The following is a 17,516-nucleotide window of genomic DNA, read 5'->3' on the forward strand; positions in this document are numbered from 1 at the left end:
GCCTGATCCCCCTCCCTATCTTGCCGTTCGAAGTACTGACCAGAGTCCGATATGTCGAACAATCTGAACGGTCCGGACGATTCATTCGAGCCGCGGAGCATCCATGTCACGCACCCGCTGGAAACTCGGTCTCGGCGTCACCGCCCTCTTGACGGCCTCGGCCCTGCTGCCGTCCCCCGCGCACGCCCGGGCCGTGGCCGACTACACGATCACCGTCGACCCGTCCGCCCGGGGCGCCGCGATCGACGACACGATGTACGGCGTCTTCTACGAGGACATCAACCGCGCCGCCGACGGCGGCCTGTACGCCGAGCTCGTGCAGAACCGGTCCTTCGAGTACTCCGCCGCCGACAACGGCTCGTACACCCCGCTCACCGCCTGGACGGCCGACGGTGCGGCCGAGGTGCTCGACGACGAGGGCCGGCTGAACGCGCGCAACCGCGCCTACCTCTCGCTGGCCGCCGGCGCCACCGTCACCAACACGGGCTACAACACCGGCATCCGGGTCGAGAAGGGAAAGAAGTACGACTTCTCGGTCTGGGCCCGCGCCGAGAGCGGCACCACCCTCGCCGTCGCGCTCGGGGACGCGGCCGGCTCCCTCGCGAAGGTCCGCGAGGTGGCGGCGAAGGGGAAGTGGCGCAAGTACACCGCCACCCTCACCGCGACCCGCACCAGCAGCCGCGGCCGTCTCGCCGTCGCCACCACGGCACCCGCCGCCCTCGACATGGTGTCGCTCTTCCCCCGCGAGACCTACCGGAACCAGCCGGGCGGCCTGCGCAAGGACCTCGCCGAGAAGATCGAGGCACTCCACCCCGGCTTCCTGCGCTTCCCCGGCGGCTGCCTGGTCAACACCGGCTCCATGGCGGACTACAGCGCGGAATCCGGCTGGCAGCGCAAGCGGAGCTACCAGTGGAAGGACACGGTCGGCCCGGTCGAGGAACGCGCCACCAACGCCAACTTCTGGGGCTACAACCAGAGCTACGGCCTCGGCTACTACGAGTACTTCCGCTTCGCCGAGGACATCGGCGCCATGCCGCTGCCCGTCGTGCCCGCCCTGGTCACCGGCTGCGGCCAGAACAAGGCCGTCGACGACGACGCCCTGCTCCAGCGGCACATCCAGGACACCCTGGACCTGATCGAGTTCGCCAACGGCCCCCGCACCAGCGAGTGGGGCGGCAAGCGCGCCGAGATGGGCCATCCGGAGCCCTTCCACCTCACCCACCTGGAGGTCGGCAACGAGGAGAACCTCCCCGAGGAGTTCTTCGCGCGCTTCCAGCAGTTCCGTACCGCCGTCGAGGAGCGGTACCCGGAGATCACCGTCGTCTCCAACTCCGGCCCGGACGACTCCGGCGCCACCTTCGACACCGCCTGGCGGCTCAACCGCGACGCGGACGTGGCGATGGTGGACGAGCACTACTACAACAGCCCGCAGTGGTTCCTCCAGAACAACGACCGCTACGACTCCTACGACCGGAACGGCCCCAAGGTCTTCCTCGGCGAGTACGCCTCCCAGGGCAACGCCTGGCGCAACGCCCTCGCCGAGGCCGCGTTCATGACCGGCCTGGAGCGCAACGCCGACGTCGTCAAGCTGGCCTCCTACGCCCCGCTGCTCGCCAACGAGGACTACGTGCAGTGGAGCCCGGACATGATCTGGTTCAACAACCACGCGTCCTGGGGCTCGGTCAACTACGAGGTCCAGAAACTGTTCATGACCAACACGGGGGACCACGTCGTCCCGTCCACGGCCACCACGACCCCCGCCGTCAGCGGCCCCATCACCGGCGCCGTCGGCCTGTCGACCTGGGCGACCAGTGCGGCGTACGACGACGTGAAGGTCACCTCGGCCGACGGCGGGACGCTCCTGTCCGACGACTTCTCCGGCGACGCCTCGCGGTGGACCCACTCGGGCACCGGCAGCTGGAGCGTCCAGGACGGCCAGTACCTCCAGTCGGACACGGCCGCCGAGAACACCATGGTCACGGCGGGCGACCCGGCCTGGCACGACTACGACCTGCACGTGAAGGCGACCAAGAAGGCCGGCAAAGAGGGCTTCCTCGTCGCCTTCGGGGTCAAGGACACCGGCAACCACTACTGGTGGAACCTGGGCGGCTGGAACAACACCCGGTCCGCCGTCGAGCAGACCTCCGACGGCGGCAAGTCGACGCTGCTGTCCAAGGCCGGGTCGATCGAGACGGGCCGCGCCTACGACATCGACGTCAAGATCCGGGGCCGCCAGGTCACCCTCTACCTCGACGGCCGGGAGTGGGGCAGCTTCACCGACGACAAGCCGGCCGAGCCGTTCCGCCAGATCGTCACGCGCGACGACCGCACCGGCGAGCTGATCGTCAAGGTCGTCAACGCCCAGGACACCGCGGCCCGCACCGCCGTCGACCTCGGCGGCGCCGACGTCGCCCCCAGGGCCCGCGTCACCACGCTGGCCGCCGACCAGGACGCGGTGAACACCGGGACGGACACCCCGGTGACCCCGGTGACCTCGACCTTCACCGGGGCGGCGGGCACGTTCACGTACACCTTCCCGGCGAACTCGGTGACGTTCCTCAGGCTCCGCGAGCGGTAGTCCGCGCCCCGGACCGGCGACCGGGCCCGAAAGGGCCGCCGGTCCGGCTAGCGTGGGGACGCATGATCGTATGGCTCAACGGCACCCACGGGGCGGGCAAGACGACGACCAGCGTGCTCGTGCAGCGACTGCTCCCGGATGCGCGGGTGTTCGACGCCGAGAAGGTCGGCGAGACGCTCATGGACATCCGTCCGGGGCTGCCCGAGACGGACGACTTCCAGCACTGGCCGCCGTGGCGGCCGCTCGTCGTCGAGACCGCCCGCCGTGTGCTCGACTACGCCGGCGGCACCCTGGTGGTGCCGATGACGGTGCTGGTCGAGGAGTACTGGCGGGAGATCGGCGACGGCCTCGCCGGGTACGGCATTCCCGTGCGGCACTTCGTCCTCCACGCCGACCAGGACACACTCCGGGCCCGCATCGCGGGGGACAGCGTGGTGGGACCGAACTCCTCCTTCCGGCTCCGGTACCTCGAGCCCTATGCCGAGGCGGCCCGCACCTGGCTGCACGCCGAGGCCGAGGTCGTCGACACCACACACCTCACACCCGACCTGGCCGCGCTGCGGATCGCGGAGACCGTCAGGGGCTGAGGTTTCGGTCCCCCGGCCGTGGGACAGTATTCACTGGATTGCATAAACGTGCATCGATACGTATAGTCATGCCATCCAGGAGGAGGGTTTCCCATGGCGGTACGTGCGGCGGTGGCCGGAGCGAGCGGGTACGCGGGCGGTGAGCTGCTGCGTCTGCTCCTGACCCACCCCGAGGTCGAGATCGGCGCCCTGACCGGCAACTCCAACGCGGGACAGCGCCTCGGCGCGCTCCAACCGCACCTGCTGCCGCTGGCCGGCCGGGTGCTGGAGCCGACGACGCCGGAGGTGCTCGGCGGCCACGAGGTCGTCTTCCTCGCGCTGCCGCACGGGCAGTCCGCCGCCGTCGCCGAGCAGCTCGGCCCGGACGTCCTCGTCGTCGACATGGGCGCCGACTTCCGGCTCAGGGACGCGGCCGACTGGGAGGCGTTCTACGGCTCCCCGCACGCCGGCACCTGGCCCTACGGCCTCCCCGAACTTCCGGGTGGCCGCGCCGCGCTGGAGGGGTCCAAGCGCATCGCGGTGCCCGGTTGCTACCCCACCGCCGTCTCCCTGGCCCTCTTCCCGGCGTACGCCGCCGCGCTGGCCGAGCCCGAGGCGGTGATCGTCGCCGCCTCCGGCACCTCCGGCGCCGGCAAGGCGGCCAAGCCGCACCTGCTGGGCAGCGAGGTCATGGGCTCCATGTCGCCGTACGGCGTCGGCGGCGGCCACCGGCACACCCCCGAGATGATCCAGAACCTCGGCGCGGTCGCCGGCGAGCCGGTCACCGTCTCTTTCACGCCGACCCTCGCGCCCATGCCGCGCGGCATCCTCGCCACGTGCACCGCGAAGGCGAAGCCCGGGATCACCGCCGAGTCGGTGCGGGCCGCCTACGAGAAGGCCTTCGCCGACGAACCGTTCGTGCACCTGCTGCCCGAGGGGCAGTGGCCCGCGACCGCCTCCGTGTACGGCTCCAACGCCGTGCAGGTGCAGGTCGCGTACGACGCCGCCGCGGGCCGGATCATCGCCATCAGCGCCATCGACAACCTGGCCAAGGGCACCGCGGGCGGTGCCGTCCAGAGCATGAACATCGCCCTGGGTCTCGACGAGACCACCGGACTGACGACGATCGGAGTTGCGCCGTGAGTGTGACGGCAGCGAAGGGGTTCACGGCGGCGGGCATCGCCGCCGGGATCAAGGAGAGCGGCAACCCGGACCTGGCCCTCGTGGTCAACACCGGCCCCCGACGCTCCGCCGCGGGCGTCTTCACCTCCAACCGCGTCAAGGCCGCGCCGGTCCTGTGGTCCGAGCAGGTCCTCAAGAGCGGCGAGCTGACCGCCGTCGTCCTCAACTCCGGCGGCGCCAACGCCTGCACCGGACCCAAGGGCTTCCAGGACACGCACGCCACCGCCGAGAAGGCCGCCGACGTGCTCGGGACGGGGGCGGGAGAGGTCGCCGTCTGCTCCACCGGGCTGATCGGTGTCCTGCTGCCCATGGACAAGCTGCTCCCGGGTGTGGAGACGGCCGCCGGGCAGCTCTCCGAGCACGGCGGCGAGAAGGCCGCCATCGCCATCAAGACCACCGACACCGTGCACAAGACCTCCGTGGTGACGCGGGACGGCTGGACCGTCGGCGGCATGGCCAAGGGCGCGGGCATGCTCGCCCCCGGCCTCGCCACCATGCTCGTCGTGCTCACCACCGACGCCGACCTGGAGGCCGAGGTCCTGGACCGGGCCCTGCGCGCCGCCACCCGCGTCACCTTCGACCGGGTCGACTCCGACGGCTGCATGTCCACCAACGACACGGTGCTGCTGCTCGCCTCCGGCGCCTCCGGCGTCACTCCCGAGTACGCGGCGTTCGCCGAGGCCGTCCGCGCCGTCTGCGACGACCTCGGGCAGCAGCTCATCCGGGACGCCGAGGGCGCCAGCAAGGACATCAAGGTCGAGGTCGTGAACGCGGCGACCGAGGACGAGGCCGTGCGGGTGGGCCGCACCATCGCCCGCAACAACCTGCTCAAGTGCGCCCTCCACGGCGAGGACCCCAACTGGGGCCGCGTGCTCTCCGCCATCGGCACCACCGACGCCGCCTTCGAGCCGGACCGGCTCAACGTCGCCATCAACGGCGTCTGGGTCTGCAAGAACGGCGGTGTGGGAGAGGACCGCGAGCTGGTCGACATGCGCTACCGCGAGGTGCACATCGTCGCCGACCTCGCCGCGGGCGACGCCACCGCCACCATCTGGACCAACGACCTCACCGCCGACTACGTCCACGAGAACAGCGCGTACTCGTCATGAGCAGCGGACCCACGCGGAAGCACACCGCGCTCCCCAAGGCCCAGATCCTCATCGAGGCGCTGCCCTGGCTGACCCGGCACCACGGCAAAACCGTCGTCATCAAGTTCGGCGGCAACGCCATGATCGACGAGGACCTCAAGGCCGCCTTCGCCCAGGACGTCGTCTTCCTGCGCCACGCCGGCCTCAAGCCCGTCGTCGTGCACGGCGGCGGCCCGCAGATCAGCGCCGCCCTCGACCGGCACGGCATCGTCAGCGAGTTCAAGGCCGGCCTGCGCGTCACCACCGAGGACGCCATGGACGTCGTACGGATGGTGCTGGCCGGGCAGGTGCAGCGTGAGCTGGTCGGCCTGCTCAACCAGCACGGACCGCTCGCCGTCGGCCTCACCGGCGAGGACGCGCACACCCTCACCGCCACCAAGCACCAGCCCGAGATCGACGGCGCGCTCGTCGACATCGGCCGGGTCGGCGAGATCACCGCCATCGACACCGGCGCCATCGAGGCCCTGCTGGCCGACGGCCGCATCCCGGTCGTCTCGTCCATCGCCCGCTCCCAGGACGATCACCATGTCTACAACGTCAATGCTGATACGGCGGCTGCGGCACTCGCTGCGGCGCTCGGCGCCGAGACTCTCATGGTCCTCACCGACGTCGAGGGCCTCTACGAGGACTGGCCGAACTCCGACGAGGTGATCAGCCGCCTCACCGCCACCCAGCTGGAGAAACTGCTGCCCGACCTGTCCTCCGGCATGGTGCCGAAGATGGAGGGCTGCCTGCACGCCGTGCGGGGCGGCGTCACCACCGCCCGGGTCATCGACGGCCGGGTCCAGCACTCGATCCTGCTGGAGATCTTCACCGACGAAGGCATCGGCACGATGGTCGTGCCGGACGAACAGGGGGAGTCGTGAGCAACGCGGAGCTGACCGAGCGGTGGCAGGGCACCCTCATGAACAACTACGGCACACCGCGCCTGCCCCTGGTACGCGGCGAGGGTTCCCGGCTCTGGGACGCCGACGGCAACGAGTACCTCGACTTCGTCGGCGGCATCGCGGTCAACGCGCTCGGCCACGCCCACCCGGCGGTGGTCGACGCCGTGAGCCGGCAGATCGCCTCCCTCGGCCACGTCTCCAACCTCTTCATCGCCGAGCCGCCCGTCGCCCTCGCCGAACGGCTGCTCCAGCGCTTCGGCCGCGACGGCAAGGTGTTCTTCTGCAACTCCGGTGCCGAGGCCAACGAGGGCGCCTTCAAGATCGGCCGGCTGACCGGCCGGCCGCACATGGTCGCCACCGACGGCGGTTTCCACGGCCGCACCATGGGCGCCCTGGCGCTGACCGGTCAGCCCGGCAAGCAGGAGCCGTTCCTGCCGCTGCCCGGCGACGTGACGCACGTGCCCTACGGCGACCCGCAGGCGCTGGCCGCGGCGGTCACCGAGGAGACGGCACTGGTCGTCATCGAACCGATCCAGGGCGAGAACGGCGTCGTCGTCCCGCCCCCCGGCTATCTGAAGGCGGCCCGCGCGATCACCGCCGCCACCGGTGCGCTGCTCGTCCTGGACGAGGTGCAGACCGGCGTCGGCCGGACCGGGCACTGGTTCGAGTACCAGGCCCACGAGGGCGTCCTGCCGGACGTCGTCACCCTCGCCAAGGGCCTCGGCGGCGGACTGCCCCTCGGCGCGACGGTCGCCTTCGGCCGCGCCGCCGACCTGCTCCGGCCCGGCCAGCACGGCACCACCTTCGGCGGCAACCCGGTCGCCTGCGCCGCCGGACTCGCCGTCCTCGACACCATCGCGGACGAGGGTCTCCTGGACAACGTCAAGCGGCAGGGCGAGAGGCTCCGGGACGGAGTCGAGGCACTGGGCCACCCGCTGGTCGCCCACGTCCGGGGCGCCGGACTGCTCCTGGGTATCGTGCTCACCGAGCCGCTCGCCGCCCAGGTGCAGCAGGCGGCTCAGGACGCCGGAATCCTGGTGAACGCGCCCGCGCCCGATGTCGTACGGCTGATGCCCGCGCTGAACCTCGGCGACGACGTGGTGGAGGCGTTCCTCGGGGCGCTGCCCGGCGTCCTCGACCAGGCCGCCGAGACGGCCCACGGGGACGGACGATCCGGAGAATGAGACGACGATGAGCCACGCGCAGGAGCACGAGCAGACGGCCGGGCCCGCCCTGCCGCAGACCCGCACCGCACGCCACCGCCGGATCGTGGACATCCTCAACCGGCAGGCGGTGCGCTCGCAGAGCCAGCTGGCGAAGCTGCTCGCCGACGACGGGCTCACCGTCACCCAGGCGACGCTCTCCCGGGACCTGGACGAGCTGAACGCGGTCAAGATCCGCAACACCGAGGGCGACCTCATCTACGCGGTGCCCAGCGAGGGCGGCTTCCGCACCCCGCGGGCCCCGCTCGGGGAGTCGGCCAAGGAGGAGCGGATGCGGCGGCTCTCCGCGGAGCTGCTGATCTCGGCGGAGGCGTCGGCGAACCTCGTGGTCCTGCGCACCCCTCCGGGGGCGGCGCAGTTCCTCGCCTCGGCGATCGACCAGGCGGAACTGCACGACATCCTCGGGACGATCGCGGGCGACGACACGCTGATGCTGATCAGCCGGGAGCCGACGGGCGGACAGGCCCTGGCGGACCACTTGCTGCGGTTGGCCCAGAACGGGGGCTGACGGGGGCTGTGCGGTGGCCCGCCGCCCGCGGGCACGCGGTGGCCGGTCGCGCCGCGGCTGCGGGGTCGTGCCGCCGGGGCGATGGGGGTTTCCCCGCTCGAGCGAAGCCGAGAGTGGGGGAGGGTGGGCGCAGCGGCACCCCGCCGACGCGGTGAGTGCCGACGCCGGTACCTCAGCCCAGTCGAGCCGCCAGCCCTCCGGTCCACCGCACCTCGTCCCCCGCCGTGATCAACAGCGCCTCCACGCCCTCCAGCGACTCCAGCCATCGCAGCCCCTCCCGCGCCCCCATCGCGAACGCGGCCGTCGCCCAGCAGTCCGCCCACGTCAGCCGGGGTGCCACCACCGTCACGGACAGCAGGTCGGTCACCGCCGAGCGCCCGGTGCGCGGATCGACGACATGCGCGCCCCGCTCGGCGGAACCGGACGTCGCCACGGCCAGCTCCGCCGCCCCCGCCGCCGAGACGACCGCCGCGAGCCCGCCCGGCCGCAGCGGATCCGACACACCGACCCGCCACGGCCGCTCCGCACCCGGCGTCCCGAGCAACTGCACGTCCCCGCCGCCGTTGACGCTGACACCCCGCACGCCCGCGGCCGCCGCGATCCGCCGCGCGGCACGCTCCACGGCCCAGCCCTTGACGATCCCGGTCGGGTCGAGCCGCCCCTCGTACCGGGTGCTGAACCAGCCGTCGCTCACCCGCTCCGCCTCGGCCGCGAGCTCCAGCACCTCGGCGACCTCCGGCGCGCACGCGTCGACGGTCAGCTCGCCGCGCGCAAGGCGGGAGATCTCGCTGCCGTCCCGGTAGGTGCTGAACACCTCGTCGGCCCGGTGCAGAGCGGCGACCGCGTCGTCCAGCGCCGCCCGTACGGCCGCGGGTTCCCCGCCGCGGACGTCGAAGGAGAAGACGGTCCCCATCGTCTCCTCCACGTGACGCACCGCGGCCGGAGCCCCGGCGGACCCGGCCGCCGGGTCAGCCACCGGCCCGGTCCAGTGCCGACTGGAGGGACTGCCGGTATCCGGCGCTGGTGTAGGTGGCGCCGGAGACCGCGTCGATGTCGGCGGTGCCCGCGGCGACGGCGGCCCGGTTGAGCTCGGGTACGGCGTCGGCGGTGACCTGGTCGCTGCGGCCGCCCCTGGGCGCTTGGAGGGCCTCGACGTCGGTGATCTTCCCGCCGCTGACGGTGACCCGGACCTGCACGGGCCCGTACTGCGTCTGCGCGGCGTCCCCGGTGAGGACCTGGGTGCCCTGCCGGATGCCGGCGGCGCCGCCCGAGGCGTCCGCGGCGGCCCCGGAGTCCGCCTTGTCCGCCGCGGCCGCCTTGTCGAGCGCCGACTGGAGGGACTGCCGGTATCCGGCGCTGGTGTAGGTGGCGCCGGAGACCGCGTCGATGTCGGCGGTGCCCGCGGCGACGGCGGCGCGGTTGAGCTCGGGCACGGCGTCCGCGGTGACCCGGTCGCTCTGCCCGCCCCTCGGCGCCTGCACGGCCTCGGCCCCGGTGATCTTCCCGCCGCTCACCGTCAGCCGGACCTGCACGGGACCGTACCGGGTGTCGGCCGCGTCACCCGTGACCGTGCCGGCCCCGGCGCCCCGCCCGCCCTGCGGCGACTGGGCGGCCACGGGCGGAGCGGCGCCGCCGGCCGCCGAGGCGGAGCCCGGGTCGGACGCCGGTTTGAGCGACAGCAGCAGCACGATCCCGGACACGGTCGCGGCCCCGGCGAGCACGGCACGCCGAACGGGGTGGCTCTTCCTCATCTGTGCTGGACTCCCGATGTCCGTCGCTCACATCTCGAACGACTCGTGGTGGATACGGCGAGCGGGGACCCCCGCGCCGCGCAGTGCCTCGTACACCGACTGGGCGAAACCGGGCGGCCCGCACAGGAAGACGTCGTGGCGCTCGACGTCCGGGATCTTCCGGGCCAGGGTCTCGGCCGAGATGTCCGGGCGCTCCCCGTCCGGGCTGTTGACCGCGTACATCAACCGGGCCCCGCGCTCGTCGGCGATCCCGGCCAGCTCGTCCCAGAGCGCCAGGTCCTGGGTGCTGTTGGCCCGGTACAGCAGCGTGATGTCGCCGGACGCGCCCGGCAGCGTCTCGAACAGCGCCCGCATCGGCGTGATCCCGACCCCGCCCGCCACCAGCAGCACCTTGCCGCGGCTGCGGCGCTGCGCGGTCAGGGCGCCGTACGGGCCCTCCGCCCACACCCGGGTGCCGGGCGTCAGCTCGCGCAGCCGGGCGCTGTGGTCGCCGATCGCCTTCACGGTGATCCGGAGCATGTCCGGGCGCGGCGCCGCCGACAGCGAGTACGGGTGGGAGCTGAACCGCATGCCCGGTGCCAGGAACCGCCACCGGAAGAACTGCCCCGCCTCCGCGCCCATCCGGTGCAGCCGTCGCCCGCCGATGAGCACCGACACGATGCCCGGCGTCTCCTCGATCACCGCCTCGACCCGCATCCGGTGCCGCAGGTTGAGGCGCAGGGGGGTCAGCACCCGGTACCAAAGGACCAGCGCGGTCACCGACCCGTACAGCGCGTACCAGACGGTCCCGGCGACCGGCTCGACGGCGAACTCGTTGCCGGTGGTCAGCTGGTGCCAGAAGGTCAGGAACACCGCCGCGTACGTGAGGAGGTGCACGTGGTACCAGGCGTCGTAGGGGATGCGGCGGCGGACGGGCCCGGCGGACAGCAGCCCGATGACGACCAGCAGGCCGGTGCCGACGGCCGCCTTGCCCATGTCCGGCAGCTGGTTCACGGAGTCCACGGTCTGCGCGACGACGTCGCCGAGGCCCTTGCCGGCCTGTGCCGCGTACCCCCACATGATCAGGAAGACGTGGGCGAGGACCAGGCAGAGGGTGTAGCGGCCGGTCAGGGCGTGCCAGCGGGCCACCCGGTCCGAGCCCACCCGGCGCTCCAGCGCGGGCACGCGCGCCATCTGGAGCACCACCAGCGCCATCAGGTACCCGGCGAGCAGACCGGTGATCCGGCCCGCGCCGAGGATCCTGCCGGTGTCGTCGGAGATGGCGGGCGTGTTGCGCCACCACAGCCACAACACGCCCGCCGCGCCCGCCCAGACGGCGAGCAGCAGGGGGACGGCGGGGGAGCGGCGCGGACGGATGCGCCGCATCGTCTGACGGCGGGCGGCACGGCCGCCGGCGAGCGTGGTGGTCACGGTTCCTCCGTGGGGACTTGACCCTTGGCCCACAGATACGCGCCGCACCGGGCGAGCGTTCAGCCCGTACCGGTCGTGCCGTCCGCGTTCAGTAGCGGGTGATCGCGGTCTTCCCGCCCGAGGTGCCGATCGCGATGTGCGGCCGCTCGGCGGGCTCGGCCCAGCGCAGGATCCGCCGCATCGCCTCCTTCGGCACCGACACGCACCCGGCCGTCGCCCCGCGCCCGTCGACGTGCAGGAAGATGCCCGCACCGCGACCGCGCACCGGACGGTCGTAGTTGAAACCGACGACCAGGGCGTGCGCGTACTGGGCCGAGTAGGTGATCAGGTGCTCGGCCTCGGTGGCGCGGCAGTCGGCGGGGCGCGGCTCGGTCCAGCGGTTGTAGGAGCGGGAGGCGTTGTCCTGGCACCACCAGGAGTCCTGGCGGACCGGACGGTAGCGGTACGCCGTCCCGCGCGGCGCGGGCTCGATGCCGAAGGCGTAGGGCAGGGCGTAGAGGCCGGTCGGCGTGGTGTTCGTGCCCTGGACGCGGCTCGCGCCCTCGGTGAGCCCGCCCGAGCCGAAGCGGGCGGGGGCGGAGCCCGCCCTCACCCAGCGCCCGTCGCCGCCGCCCCGGCGGTCCCACCAGGTGACGGTGCCGGTGGTCGAGCCGGTGTCCGGCGCGACGGCGGTGATCAGCTGGGTGCCGCCGCCGGTCGTTGCCATCCGGGCCGGCAGCGGCCGGGGTGCGGACCCGCCGGCGGGGGCGGCACCGAGGGCGAGGAGGGAGGCGGAGAGGAGGGCGGCGACGACGACACCGGGGCGCATGGCTCAGACGGTAGAGGGAGGCAGCGGGAGCGGCAGCCCGGGGAGGCCGTCGATGCTGGAGGCGATGTACTCCTTCTTGGTGAAGTACGCGTTGAGCGAGGCGTCGTCCTCCCGCGCGAACCGCTTGCCGTGCAGGTCCCGGTCGCTGTCGTAGGCCATGAAGGGGACGGCGTAGCCGCAGGTGTCGCGGACGAGCTCGGCGCTCACGACGATGACCGCGCGCAGGCCGTGCGCGGCGGGGTCGATGTCGGGGAAGCGGGTGAGCAGCTCGGGGAAGCGGGGGTCGTCGCGGAAGACCGGCTCGCCGCGGCCGTGCACCCGGACGATGTTCGGCGGGCCCTGGAAGGCGCACCACATGAGCGTGATGCGCCCGTTCTCCCGCAGGTGGGCGATGGTCTCCGCGTTGGAGCCGGCGAAGTCGAGGTAGGCGACGGTGAGTTCGTCGAGCACCGCGAAGCTGCCCTTGAGCCCCTTGGGGGACAGGTTGACCGTGCCGTCGCCGGCCAGCGGAGCGGTGGCGGTGAAGAAGACGGGCTGAGCCTCGATGAAGGCGCGGAGTCTGCCGTCTATGCGTTCGTAAGTCTTTCCCATGTCTAACGATTATGAGTGCCGGCCGTGCCCTTGTCCGGGAAATATCCGGTGGTCCCGCCATCCGGACGGTTCGGCCGCCCGCGGACGGCCACCGCGTCGGATTGACGAATCATGCAAAGCTCTGCATACTCATGCAGGACAGTGATCGTACGGTGAGGAGCGACCCAAGTGAGCAGCAACAGCGGTGACGTCCGGCTCTGGGGCGGTCGTTTCGCCGACGGTCCCGCCGAGGCCCTGGCGAAGCTGTCCGCGTCCGTCCACTTCGACTGGCGGCTCGCCCCCTACGACATCGCCGGTTCGCGCGCCCACGCGCGCGTGCTGCACGCGGCGGGTCTGCTCACCGAGGACGAGCTGACCCGGATGATCGCCGGGCTCGACCAGCTGGAGGCGGACGTCGCCGACGGCTCCTTCACCGGCACCATCGCCGACGAGGACGTCCACACCGCCCTGGAGCGGGGGCTGCTGGAGCGCCTCGGTCCCGACCTCGGCGGCAAGCTGCGCGCCGGACGCTCCCGCAACGACCAGGTCGCCACCCTCTTCCGCATGTACCTGCGGGACCACGCCCGCACCGTCGGCGCGCTGATCGCCGACCTCCAGGACGCGTTGATCGGCCTCGCCGAGGCGCACCCGGACGTCGCGATGCCCGGCCGCACCCACCTCCAGCACGCCCAGCCGGTGCTCTTCGCCCACCACGTCCTCGCCCACGCCCAGGCCCTGGGCCGGGACGCGGAGCGGCTGCGCCAGTGGGACGAGCGCACCGCCGTCTCGCCGTACGGCTCGGGCGCGCTCGCGGGCAGCAGCCTCGGCCTGGACCCGGAGGCGGTCGCCCGCGACCTCGGCTTCGAGCACGGCAGCGTCGGCAACTCCATCGACGGGACCGCCTCGCGCGACTTCGTCGCCGAGTTCGCCTTCATCACCGCGATGATCGGCGTGGACGTCTCGCGGATCGCCGAGGAGATCATCATCTGGAACACGAAGGAGTTCTCCTTCGTCACCCTCCACGACGCCTTCTCCACCGGCTCCTCGATCATGCCGCAGAAGAAGAACCCCGACATCGCCGAGCTGGCCCGCGGCAAGTCCGGACGGCTGATCGGCAACCTGACCGGTCTGATGGCGACGCTCAAGGCCCTCCCGCTCGCGTACAACCGCGACCTCCAGGAGGACAAGGAGCCCGTCTTCGACTCCATCGACCAGCTGGAGGTCCTGCTCCCCGCCTTCACCGGCATGATGGCCACCCTCACCGTGCACCGCGAGCGGATGGAGGAGCTGGCCCCGGCCGGGTTCTCGCTCGCCACCGACATCGCCGAGTGGCTGGTCAAGCAGGGCGTGCCGTTCCGCGTCGCGCACGAGGTGGCCGGCGAGTGCGTGAAGGTCGCCGAGGCCGACGGCAAGGAGCTGGACGAGCTGACCGACGAGCAGTTCGCGAAGATCTCCGAGCACCTCACCCCCGAGGTGCGCACCGTCCTCGACGTCCCCGGCGCCCTCGCCTCCCGCAGCGGCCGCGGCGGTACGGCGCCCAGCGCGGTCGCCGTCCAGCTCGCCGAGGTCAAGGCGGACGTGGCGGCCCAGCACGCCTGGGCGACCGCCAAGAAGTAGCAGCGCGAGGCGGTAGCCGGTGTGCCCGAGGGGCATCGCGGTTACGTTGGTCAACAGCTAGGCAGCCACACCGGCCTCAGCCGTCGACCGAACGGAGTCCGCGATGCCCTTCGCCCGCCTGGCCGCGGCGACCACCCCCACCTGCCACATCGGCCTGGGTCTCGCCGCCGTCGGCCGCCCCGGCTACATCAACCTCGGCCGGGACCGGGACCTGCCGGCCGACCGCTCCGTCGAGGCACTGCGCGAACGGACGCACGACCTCCTCGACGCCGCCTACGCGCAGGGCGTGCGCTACTTCGACGCGGCCCGCTCCTACGGGCGCTCCGAAGAGTTCCTCGCCGACTGGCTCCGGCAGCGGCCCGACGCCGACGACGTGGTCGTCGGCAGCAAGTGGGGTTACACCTACACCGCCGACTGGACGACCGACGCCGAGCGGCACGAGGTCAAGGACCACGGCGTCGCGACGTACGACCGTCAGCGCGCCGAGACCGACGCCCTGCTCGGCGACCGGCTGGACCTGTACCAGATCCACTCGCTCACCCCCGACAGCCCGGCCCTCACCGACAAGGACCTGCACGCCAGGCTGGCCGAGGCGGCCGCGCAGGGCAGCACCGTCGGCTTCTCCACCAGCGGCCCCGCCCAGGCCGACGCCATCCGCGCCGCGCTCGCCGTGACCGTCGACGGCGTGCCCCTCTTCCGTACCGTCCAGTCGACGTACAACGCGCTGGAGACCTCCGCCGGGCCCGCGCTCGCCGAGGCGCACGAGGCCGGACTGACCGTGATCGTCAAGGAGGGCATGGCCAACGGCCGTCTCGCGGAGCCGCACGCCCCCGGCGTCCTGAAAGCCGTCGCCGAGGAGACCGCCCTGGGCTGCGACGCGGTCGCCCTCGCGCTGGTCCTGCGGCAGCCCTGGGCCGGTGTCGTGCTGTCCGGCGCGGCGACGGTCAACCAGCTCGGCTCCAACCTGCACGCCGCCGTGGTCGACCTCGACGACGACCAGGTCGCGCGCCTCGGCGCACTCGCCGAGGACCCGCCCGCCTACTGGGAGCGCCGCGGGCAGCTGCCCTGGCACTGAGGCCGCGGGGCCTGCCCGGATCCGTGACCGACCCGCCGGGTGAGTCGCGCACGCCCCGAGTGAGACATGAATGTCTCATGTGGGTTATCGTTGTCTCATGGCCGTCGATCGTGAACAGGTACTGCGCAGCGCCGCGGCCCTGCTGACCCGCAAGTCCACCGCGACCATGGACGAGGTCGCCAGGGCCGCCGGGATCAGCCGGGCCACGCTGCACCGGCACTTCGCCGGGCGTGACGCCCTCGTGAGGGCGCTGGAGGCGCTGGGCATCGCCGAGTGCGAGGCCGCCCTGAAGGGAGCCCGCACCGACGAGGGACCGGCGGCCGACGCGGTACGCCGGCTGGTCCTCGCGATGGAACCCTCCGCCGGTCTGCTCGCCTTCCTCTACACCGAGAACCAGCTCTTCGAGGGCGAGGAGCAGAACGAGGGCTGGGCCCGCATGGACGCCGGGTTCACCGAGCTGTTCCGCAGGGGCCAGGAGAGCGGCGAATTCCGCATCGACCTCACCCCCGCCTGGCTCACCGAGGCGCTGTACGGCCTGCTGGCCTCCGGCGCCTGGGCCGTGACCGAGGGCCGCGTGGCCCGCAACGACTTCACCCACATGATCGTCGAGCTGCTGCTCGGCGGCGCGCTCCGAAGAGAGGAACCATGAACCGCACCCTGCGGCCGGCCCACCCGACCGAGGCGGTGAAGAGCCCCGGCCGCTGGCTGGCGCTGTCCGTCCTGGTGCTGGCCGTGCTGCTGGTGGCCGTCGACGCGACCGTGCTCGGTCTCGCGACCCCCTACATCAGTGAGGACCTCGCCCCCTCCGGCACCCAGCTGCTCTGGATCGGCGACGTCTACTCCTTCGTCATCGCCGGCCTGCTCGTCTCCATGGGCAGCCTCGGCGACCGCATCGGCCGCAAGCGGATCCTGCTCGTCGGCGCCACGGCGTTCGGCGCGATCTCCGTCCTCAACGCCTACGCGCACACCCCCGAGGTGCTGATCCTCGCCCGGGCCCTGCTCGGCGTCGCGGGCGCCACCCTGATGCCCGCCACCCTCGCCCTGATCCGGAACCTCTTCCACGACCCGCGCGAACGCAGTCTCGCCGTCGGCATCTGGGGCGCCACCGCCTCCGCCGGCACCGCGGTCGGCCCGATCGTCGGCGGGTTCCTGCTCGAGCACTTCTGGTGGGGCTCCGTCTTCCTGATCAACCTGCCCGTGATGGCCGTCCTGGTCGTCGTCGGGGTCAAGCTGCTGCCCGAGTCCCGCAACCCGGATCCGGGCCCCTGGGACCTGCCAAGCGTCGCCCTCTCCCTGGTCGGCATGGTCGGCGTCGTGTACGCCGTCAAGGAGTCCGCCGCCCACGGCTTCGCCTGGGCCACGCTCGCCGTGGGCCTGCTGGGCGCCGCCGCGCTCTACGGCTTCGTCCGCCGCCAGCTGACCATGCCGGTCCCGCTGCTCGACATGCGGCTGTTCCGCAACCGGGGCTTCAGCGGGGCGGTCCTGGCCGACCTGCTGACCATCCTGGGCCTGTCCGGTCTGGTGTTCTTCCTCTCCCAGTACCTGCAACTCGTCCAGGGCAGGCGGCCTTTCGAGGCGGGTCTGGCCGAACTCCCCGCCGCCGTCGGCGCGGTGGTGGCCGGTCTGATCGCCGGCCGTGCGGCCAGGCGCTTCTCGGTCCGCGCCGTGGTCTCCGGCGGGCTCGCCGCCGTCGGCCTCGCGCTCGCCGCGCTGACCGTGATCGGCCAGCACACCGGCTATCCGCTGCTCGGCACCGCCCTGCTGGTCGTCGGTCTCGGTGCGGGCTTCGCGTTCACCGTCACCGCCGACGTGATCCTCTCCAGCGTGCCCGGTGAGCAGGCGGGCGCCGCCTCCGCGGTCTCCGAGACGGCGTACGAACTCGGCGCCGCCCTCGGCATCGCCGTGCTCGGCTCCATCGTGACCGGCGTGTACCGCGGCTTCACCGGCCCGGCCGGCACACCGGACGCGGCCCACGAGTCACTGGGCGGCGCGGTGGAGGCCGCCGCCGGGCTTCCCGCCCGCTCCGGCGAGGCGCTGCTTGACTCGGCCCGGCAGGCCTTCGTCGACGGCCTGGCCCTCGCGGCGGGCGTCGGCGCCGCCGTCCTGCTGGCCGCCGCCGCGGCCTCCTGGTTCCTGCTGCGGGGCCAGCGTCTGGAGGACGGGGCCGAGCACCCGTAGCCGCAGCGCGAGGAC

At 72.6% G+C, this 17,516-nt stretch carries 16 protein-coding genes; 11 read left to right on the forward strand and 5 right to left on the reverse strand.

Annotation, left to right across the window (positions count from 1 at the left end; all coding sequences use genetic code 11):
* The first annotated feature begins 103 nt into the window (after window positions 1–103).
* From EV562_RS19285 to EV562_RS19315, 7 genes are all read left to right on the forward strand, one after another.
* The gene (locus tag EV562_RS19285) at window positions 104–2,578 is read left to right on the forward strand and encodes an alpha-L-arabinofuranosidase C-terminal domain-containing protein (RefSeq protein WP_133888042.1); all 2,475 of its coding nucleotides are present in this window, start codon (window positions 104–106) and stop codon (window positions 2,576–2,578) included.
* A gap of 62 nt (window positions 2,579–2,640) precedes the next feature.
* Window positions 2,641–3,165, forward strand: coding sequence for an AAA family ATPase (locus tag EV562_RS19290; RefSeq protein ID WP_133888043.1), 525 nt, complete (start codon window positions 2,641–2,643; stop codon window positions 3,163–3,165).
* Between the two features lie 93 nt (window positions 3,166–3,258).
* Complete coding sequence (argC, locus tag EV562_RS19295) at window positions 3,259–4,287, forward strand: N-acetyl-gamma-glutamyl-phosphate reductase (protein ID WP_133888044.1); 1,029 nt, start codon at window positions 3,259–3,261, stop codon at window positions 4,285–4,287.
* Complete coding sequence (argJ, locus tag EV562_RS19300; protein ID WP_133888045.1) at window positions 4,284–5,435, forward strand: bifunctional glutamate N-acetyltransferase/amino-acid acetyltransferase ArgJ; 1,152 nt, start codon at window positions 4,284–4,286, stop codon at window positions 5,433–5,435. The genes argC and argJ overlap by 4 nt, the downstream gene beginning before the upstream one ends.
* Window positions 5,432–6,340, forward strand: a complete 909-nt coding sequence (gene argB, locus EV562_RS19305; protein WP_133888046.1) for an acetylglutamate kinase — start codon at window positions 5,432–5,434, stop codon at window positions 6,338–6,340. The genes argJ and argB overlap by 4 nt, the downstream gene beginning before the upstream one ends.
* Window positions 6,337–7,545 carry an acetylornithine transaminase gene (locus tag EV562_RS19310; protein WP_133888047.1) on the forward strand — a complete coding sequence of 403 codons (1,209 nt, stop codon included), beginning with the start codon at window positions 6,337–6,339 and terminating at the stop codon, window positions 7,543–7,545. Before argB ends, EV562_RS19310 begins: the two co-directional genes overlap by 4 nt.
* 7 nt (window positions 7,546–7,552) lie before the next feature.
* Complete coding sequence (locus tag EV562_RS19315; protein ID WP_133888048.1) at window positions 7,553–8,092, forward strand: arginine repressor; 540 nt, start codon at window positions 7,553–7,555, stop codon at window positions 8,090–8,092.
* Window positions 8,093–8,264: 172 nt separating this feature from the next.
* Here the strand turns inward: EV562_RS19315 and EV562_RS19320 are convergent, their stop codons facing one another.
* The 5 genes from EV562_RS19320 to EV562_RS19340 all read right to left on the reverse strand — a co-directional run bounded on the left by EV562_RS19320 (window position 8,265) and on the right by EV562_RS19340 (window position 12,652).
* Window positions 8,265–9,005 (reverse strand): FAD:protein FMN transferase, encoded by a 741-nt coding sequence (locus tag EV562_RS19320; protein WP_133888049.1) that lies wholly within the window; start codon window positions 9,003–9,005, stop codon window positions 8,265–8,267.
* 55 nt (window positions 9,006–9,060) lie between these two features.
* A complete protein-coding gene (locus tag EV562_RS19325; RefSeq protein ID WP_133888050.1) occupies window positions 9,061–9,843 on the reverse strand; it encodes an FMN-binding protein in 783 nt (260 codons plus the stop codon).
* Between the two features lie 27 nt (window positions 9,844–9,870).
* Window positions 9,871–11,253, reverse strand: coding sequence for a ferredoxin reductase family protein (locus EV562_RS19330; RefSeq protein WP_166661880.1), 1,383 nt, complete (start codon window positions 11,251–11,253; stop codon window positions 9,871–9,873).
* A gap of 88 nt (window positions 11,254–11,341) precedes the next feature.
* On the reverse strand, window positions 11,342–12,061 hold the full coding sequence (locus EV562_RS19335; RefSeq protein ID WP_133888051.1) for a L,D-transpeptidase family protein: 720 nt from the start codon (window positions 12,059–12,061) through the stop codon (window positions 11,342–11,344).
* Window positions 12,062–12,064: 3 nt separating this feature from the next.
* Complete coding sequence (locus EV562_RS19340) at window positions 12,065–12,652, reverse strand: pyridoxamine 5'-phosphate oxidase family protein (RefSeq protein ID WP_133888052.1); 588 nt, start codon at window positions 12,650–12,652, stop codon at window positions 12,065–12,067.
* A gap of 168 nt (window positions 12,653–12,820) precedes the next feature.
* Here EV562_RS19340 and argH point away from each other — a divergent pair, with 168 nt between their 5' ends.
* The 4 genes from argH (at window position 12,821) to EV562_RS19360 (ending at window position 17,501) form a co-directional block, all read left to right on the forward strand.
* Window positions 12,821–14,248: an argininosuccinate lyase gene (gene argH / locus EV562_RS19345; RefSeq protein WP_133888053.1), complete on the forward strand. Its 1,428-nt coding sequence runs from the start codon at window positions 12,821–12,823 to the stop codon at window positions 14,246–14,248.
* 103 nt (window positions 14,249–14,351) lie between these two features.
* Window positions 14,352–15,323 carry an aldo/keto reductase gene (locus EV562_RS19350; protein ID WP_133888054.1) on the forward strand — a complete coding sequence of 324 codons (972 nt, stop codon included), beginning with the start codon at window positions 14,352–14,354 and terminating at the stop codon, window positions 15,321–15,323.
* Between the two features lie 97 nt (window positions 15,324–15,420).
* Window positions 15,421–15,972: a TetR/AcrR family transcriptional regulator gene (locus EV562_RS19355; RefSeq protein ID WP_243860095.1), complete on the forward strand. Its 552-nt coding sequence runs from the start codon at window positions 15,421–15,423 to the stop codon at window positions 15,970–15,972.
* Window positions 15,969–17,501, forward strand: a complete 1,533-nt coding sequence (locus EV562_RS19360; RefSeq protein ID WP_133888055.1) for an MFS transporter — start codon at window positions 15,969–15,971, stop codon at window positions 17,499–17,501. The genes EV562_RS19355 and EV562_RS19360 overlap by 4 nt, the downstream gene beginning before the upstream one ends.
* Window positions 17,502–17,516 lie beyond the last annotated feature (15 nt).

The sequence above is a fragment of the Streptomyces sp. BK208 genome (assembly GCF_004364245.1).
GTDB lineage: Bacteria > Actinomycetota > Actinomycetes > Streptomycetales > Streptomycetaceae > Streptomyces.

Coding starts and splice junctions, on each gene's coding strand:
- EV562_RS19285 (WP_133888042.1), top strand. CDS start 104: ATGTCACGCACCCGCTGGAAACTCGGTCTCGGCGTCACCGCCCTCTTG.
- EV562_RS19290 (WP_133888043.1), top strand. CDS start 2,641: ATGATCGTATGGCTCAACGGCACCCACGGGGCGGGCAAGACGACGACC.
- argC (WP_133888044.1), top strand. CDS start 3,259: ATGGCGGTACGTGCGGCGGTGGCCGGAGCGAGCGGGTACGCGGGCGGT.
- argB (WP_133888046.1), top strand. CDS start 5,432: ATGAGCAGCGGACCCACGCGGAAGCACACCGCGCTCCCCAAGGCCCAG.
- EV562_RS19315 (WP_133888048.1), top strand. CDS start 7,553: ATGAGCCACGCGCAGGAGCACGAGCAGACGGCCGGGCCCGCCCTGCCG.
- EV562_RS19320 (WP_133888049.1), bottom strand. CDS start 9,005: ATGGGGACCGTCTTCTCCTTCGACGTCCGCGGCGGGGAACCCGCGGCC.
- EV562_RS19325 (WP_133888050.1), bottom strand. CDS start 9,843: ATGAGGAAGAGCCACCCCGTTCGGCGTGCCGTGCTCGCCGGGGCCGCG.
- EV562_RS19335 (WP_133888051.1), bottom strand. CDS start 12,061: ATGCGCCCCGGTGTCGTCGTCGCCGCCCTCCTCTCCGCCTCCCTCCTC.
- EV562_RS19340 (WP_133888052.1), bottom strand. CDS start 12,652: ATGGGAAAGACTTACGAACGCATAGACGGCAGACTCCGCGCCTTCATC.
- EV562_RS19350 (WP_133888054.1), top strand. CDS start 14,352: ATGCCCTTCGCCCGCCTGGCCGCGGCGACCACCCCCACCTGCCACATC.
- EV562_RS19355 (WP_243860095.1), top strand. CDS start 15,421: ATGGCCGTCGATCGTGAACAGGTACTGCGCAGCGCCGCGGCCCTGCTG.
- EV562_RS19360 (WP_133888055.1), top strand. CDS start 15,969: ATGAACCGCACCCTGCGGCCGGCCCACCCGACCGAGGCGGTGAAGAGC.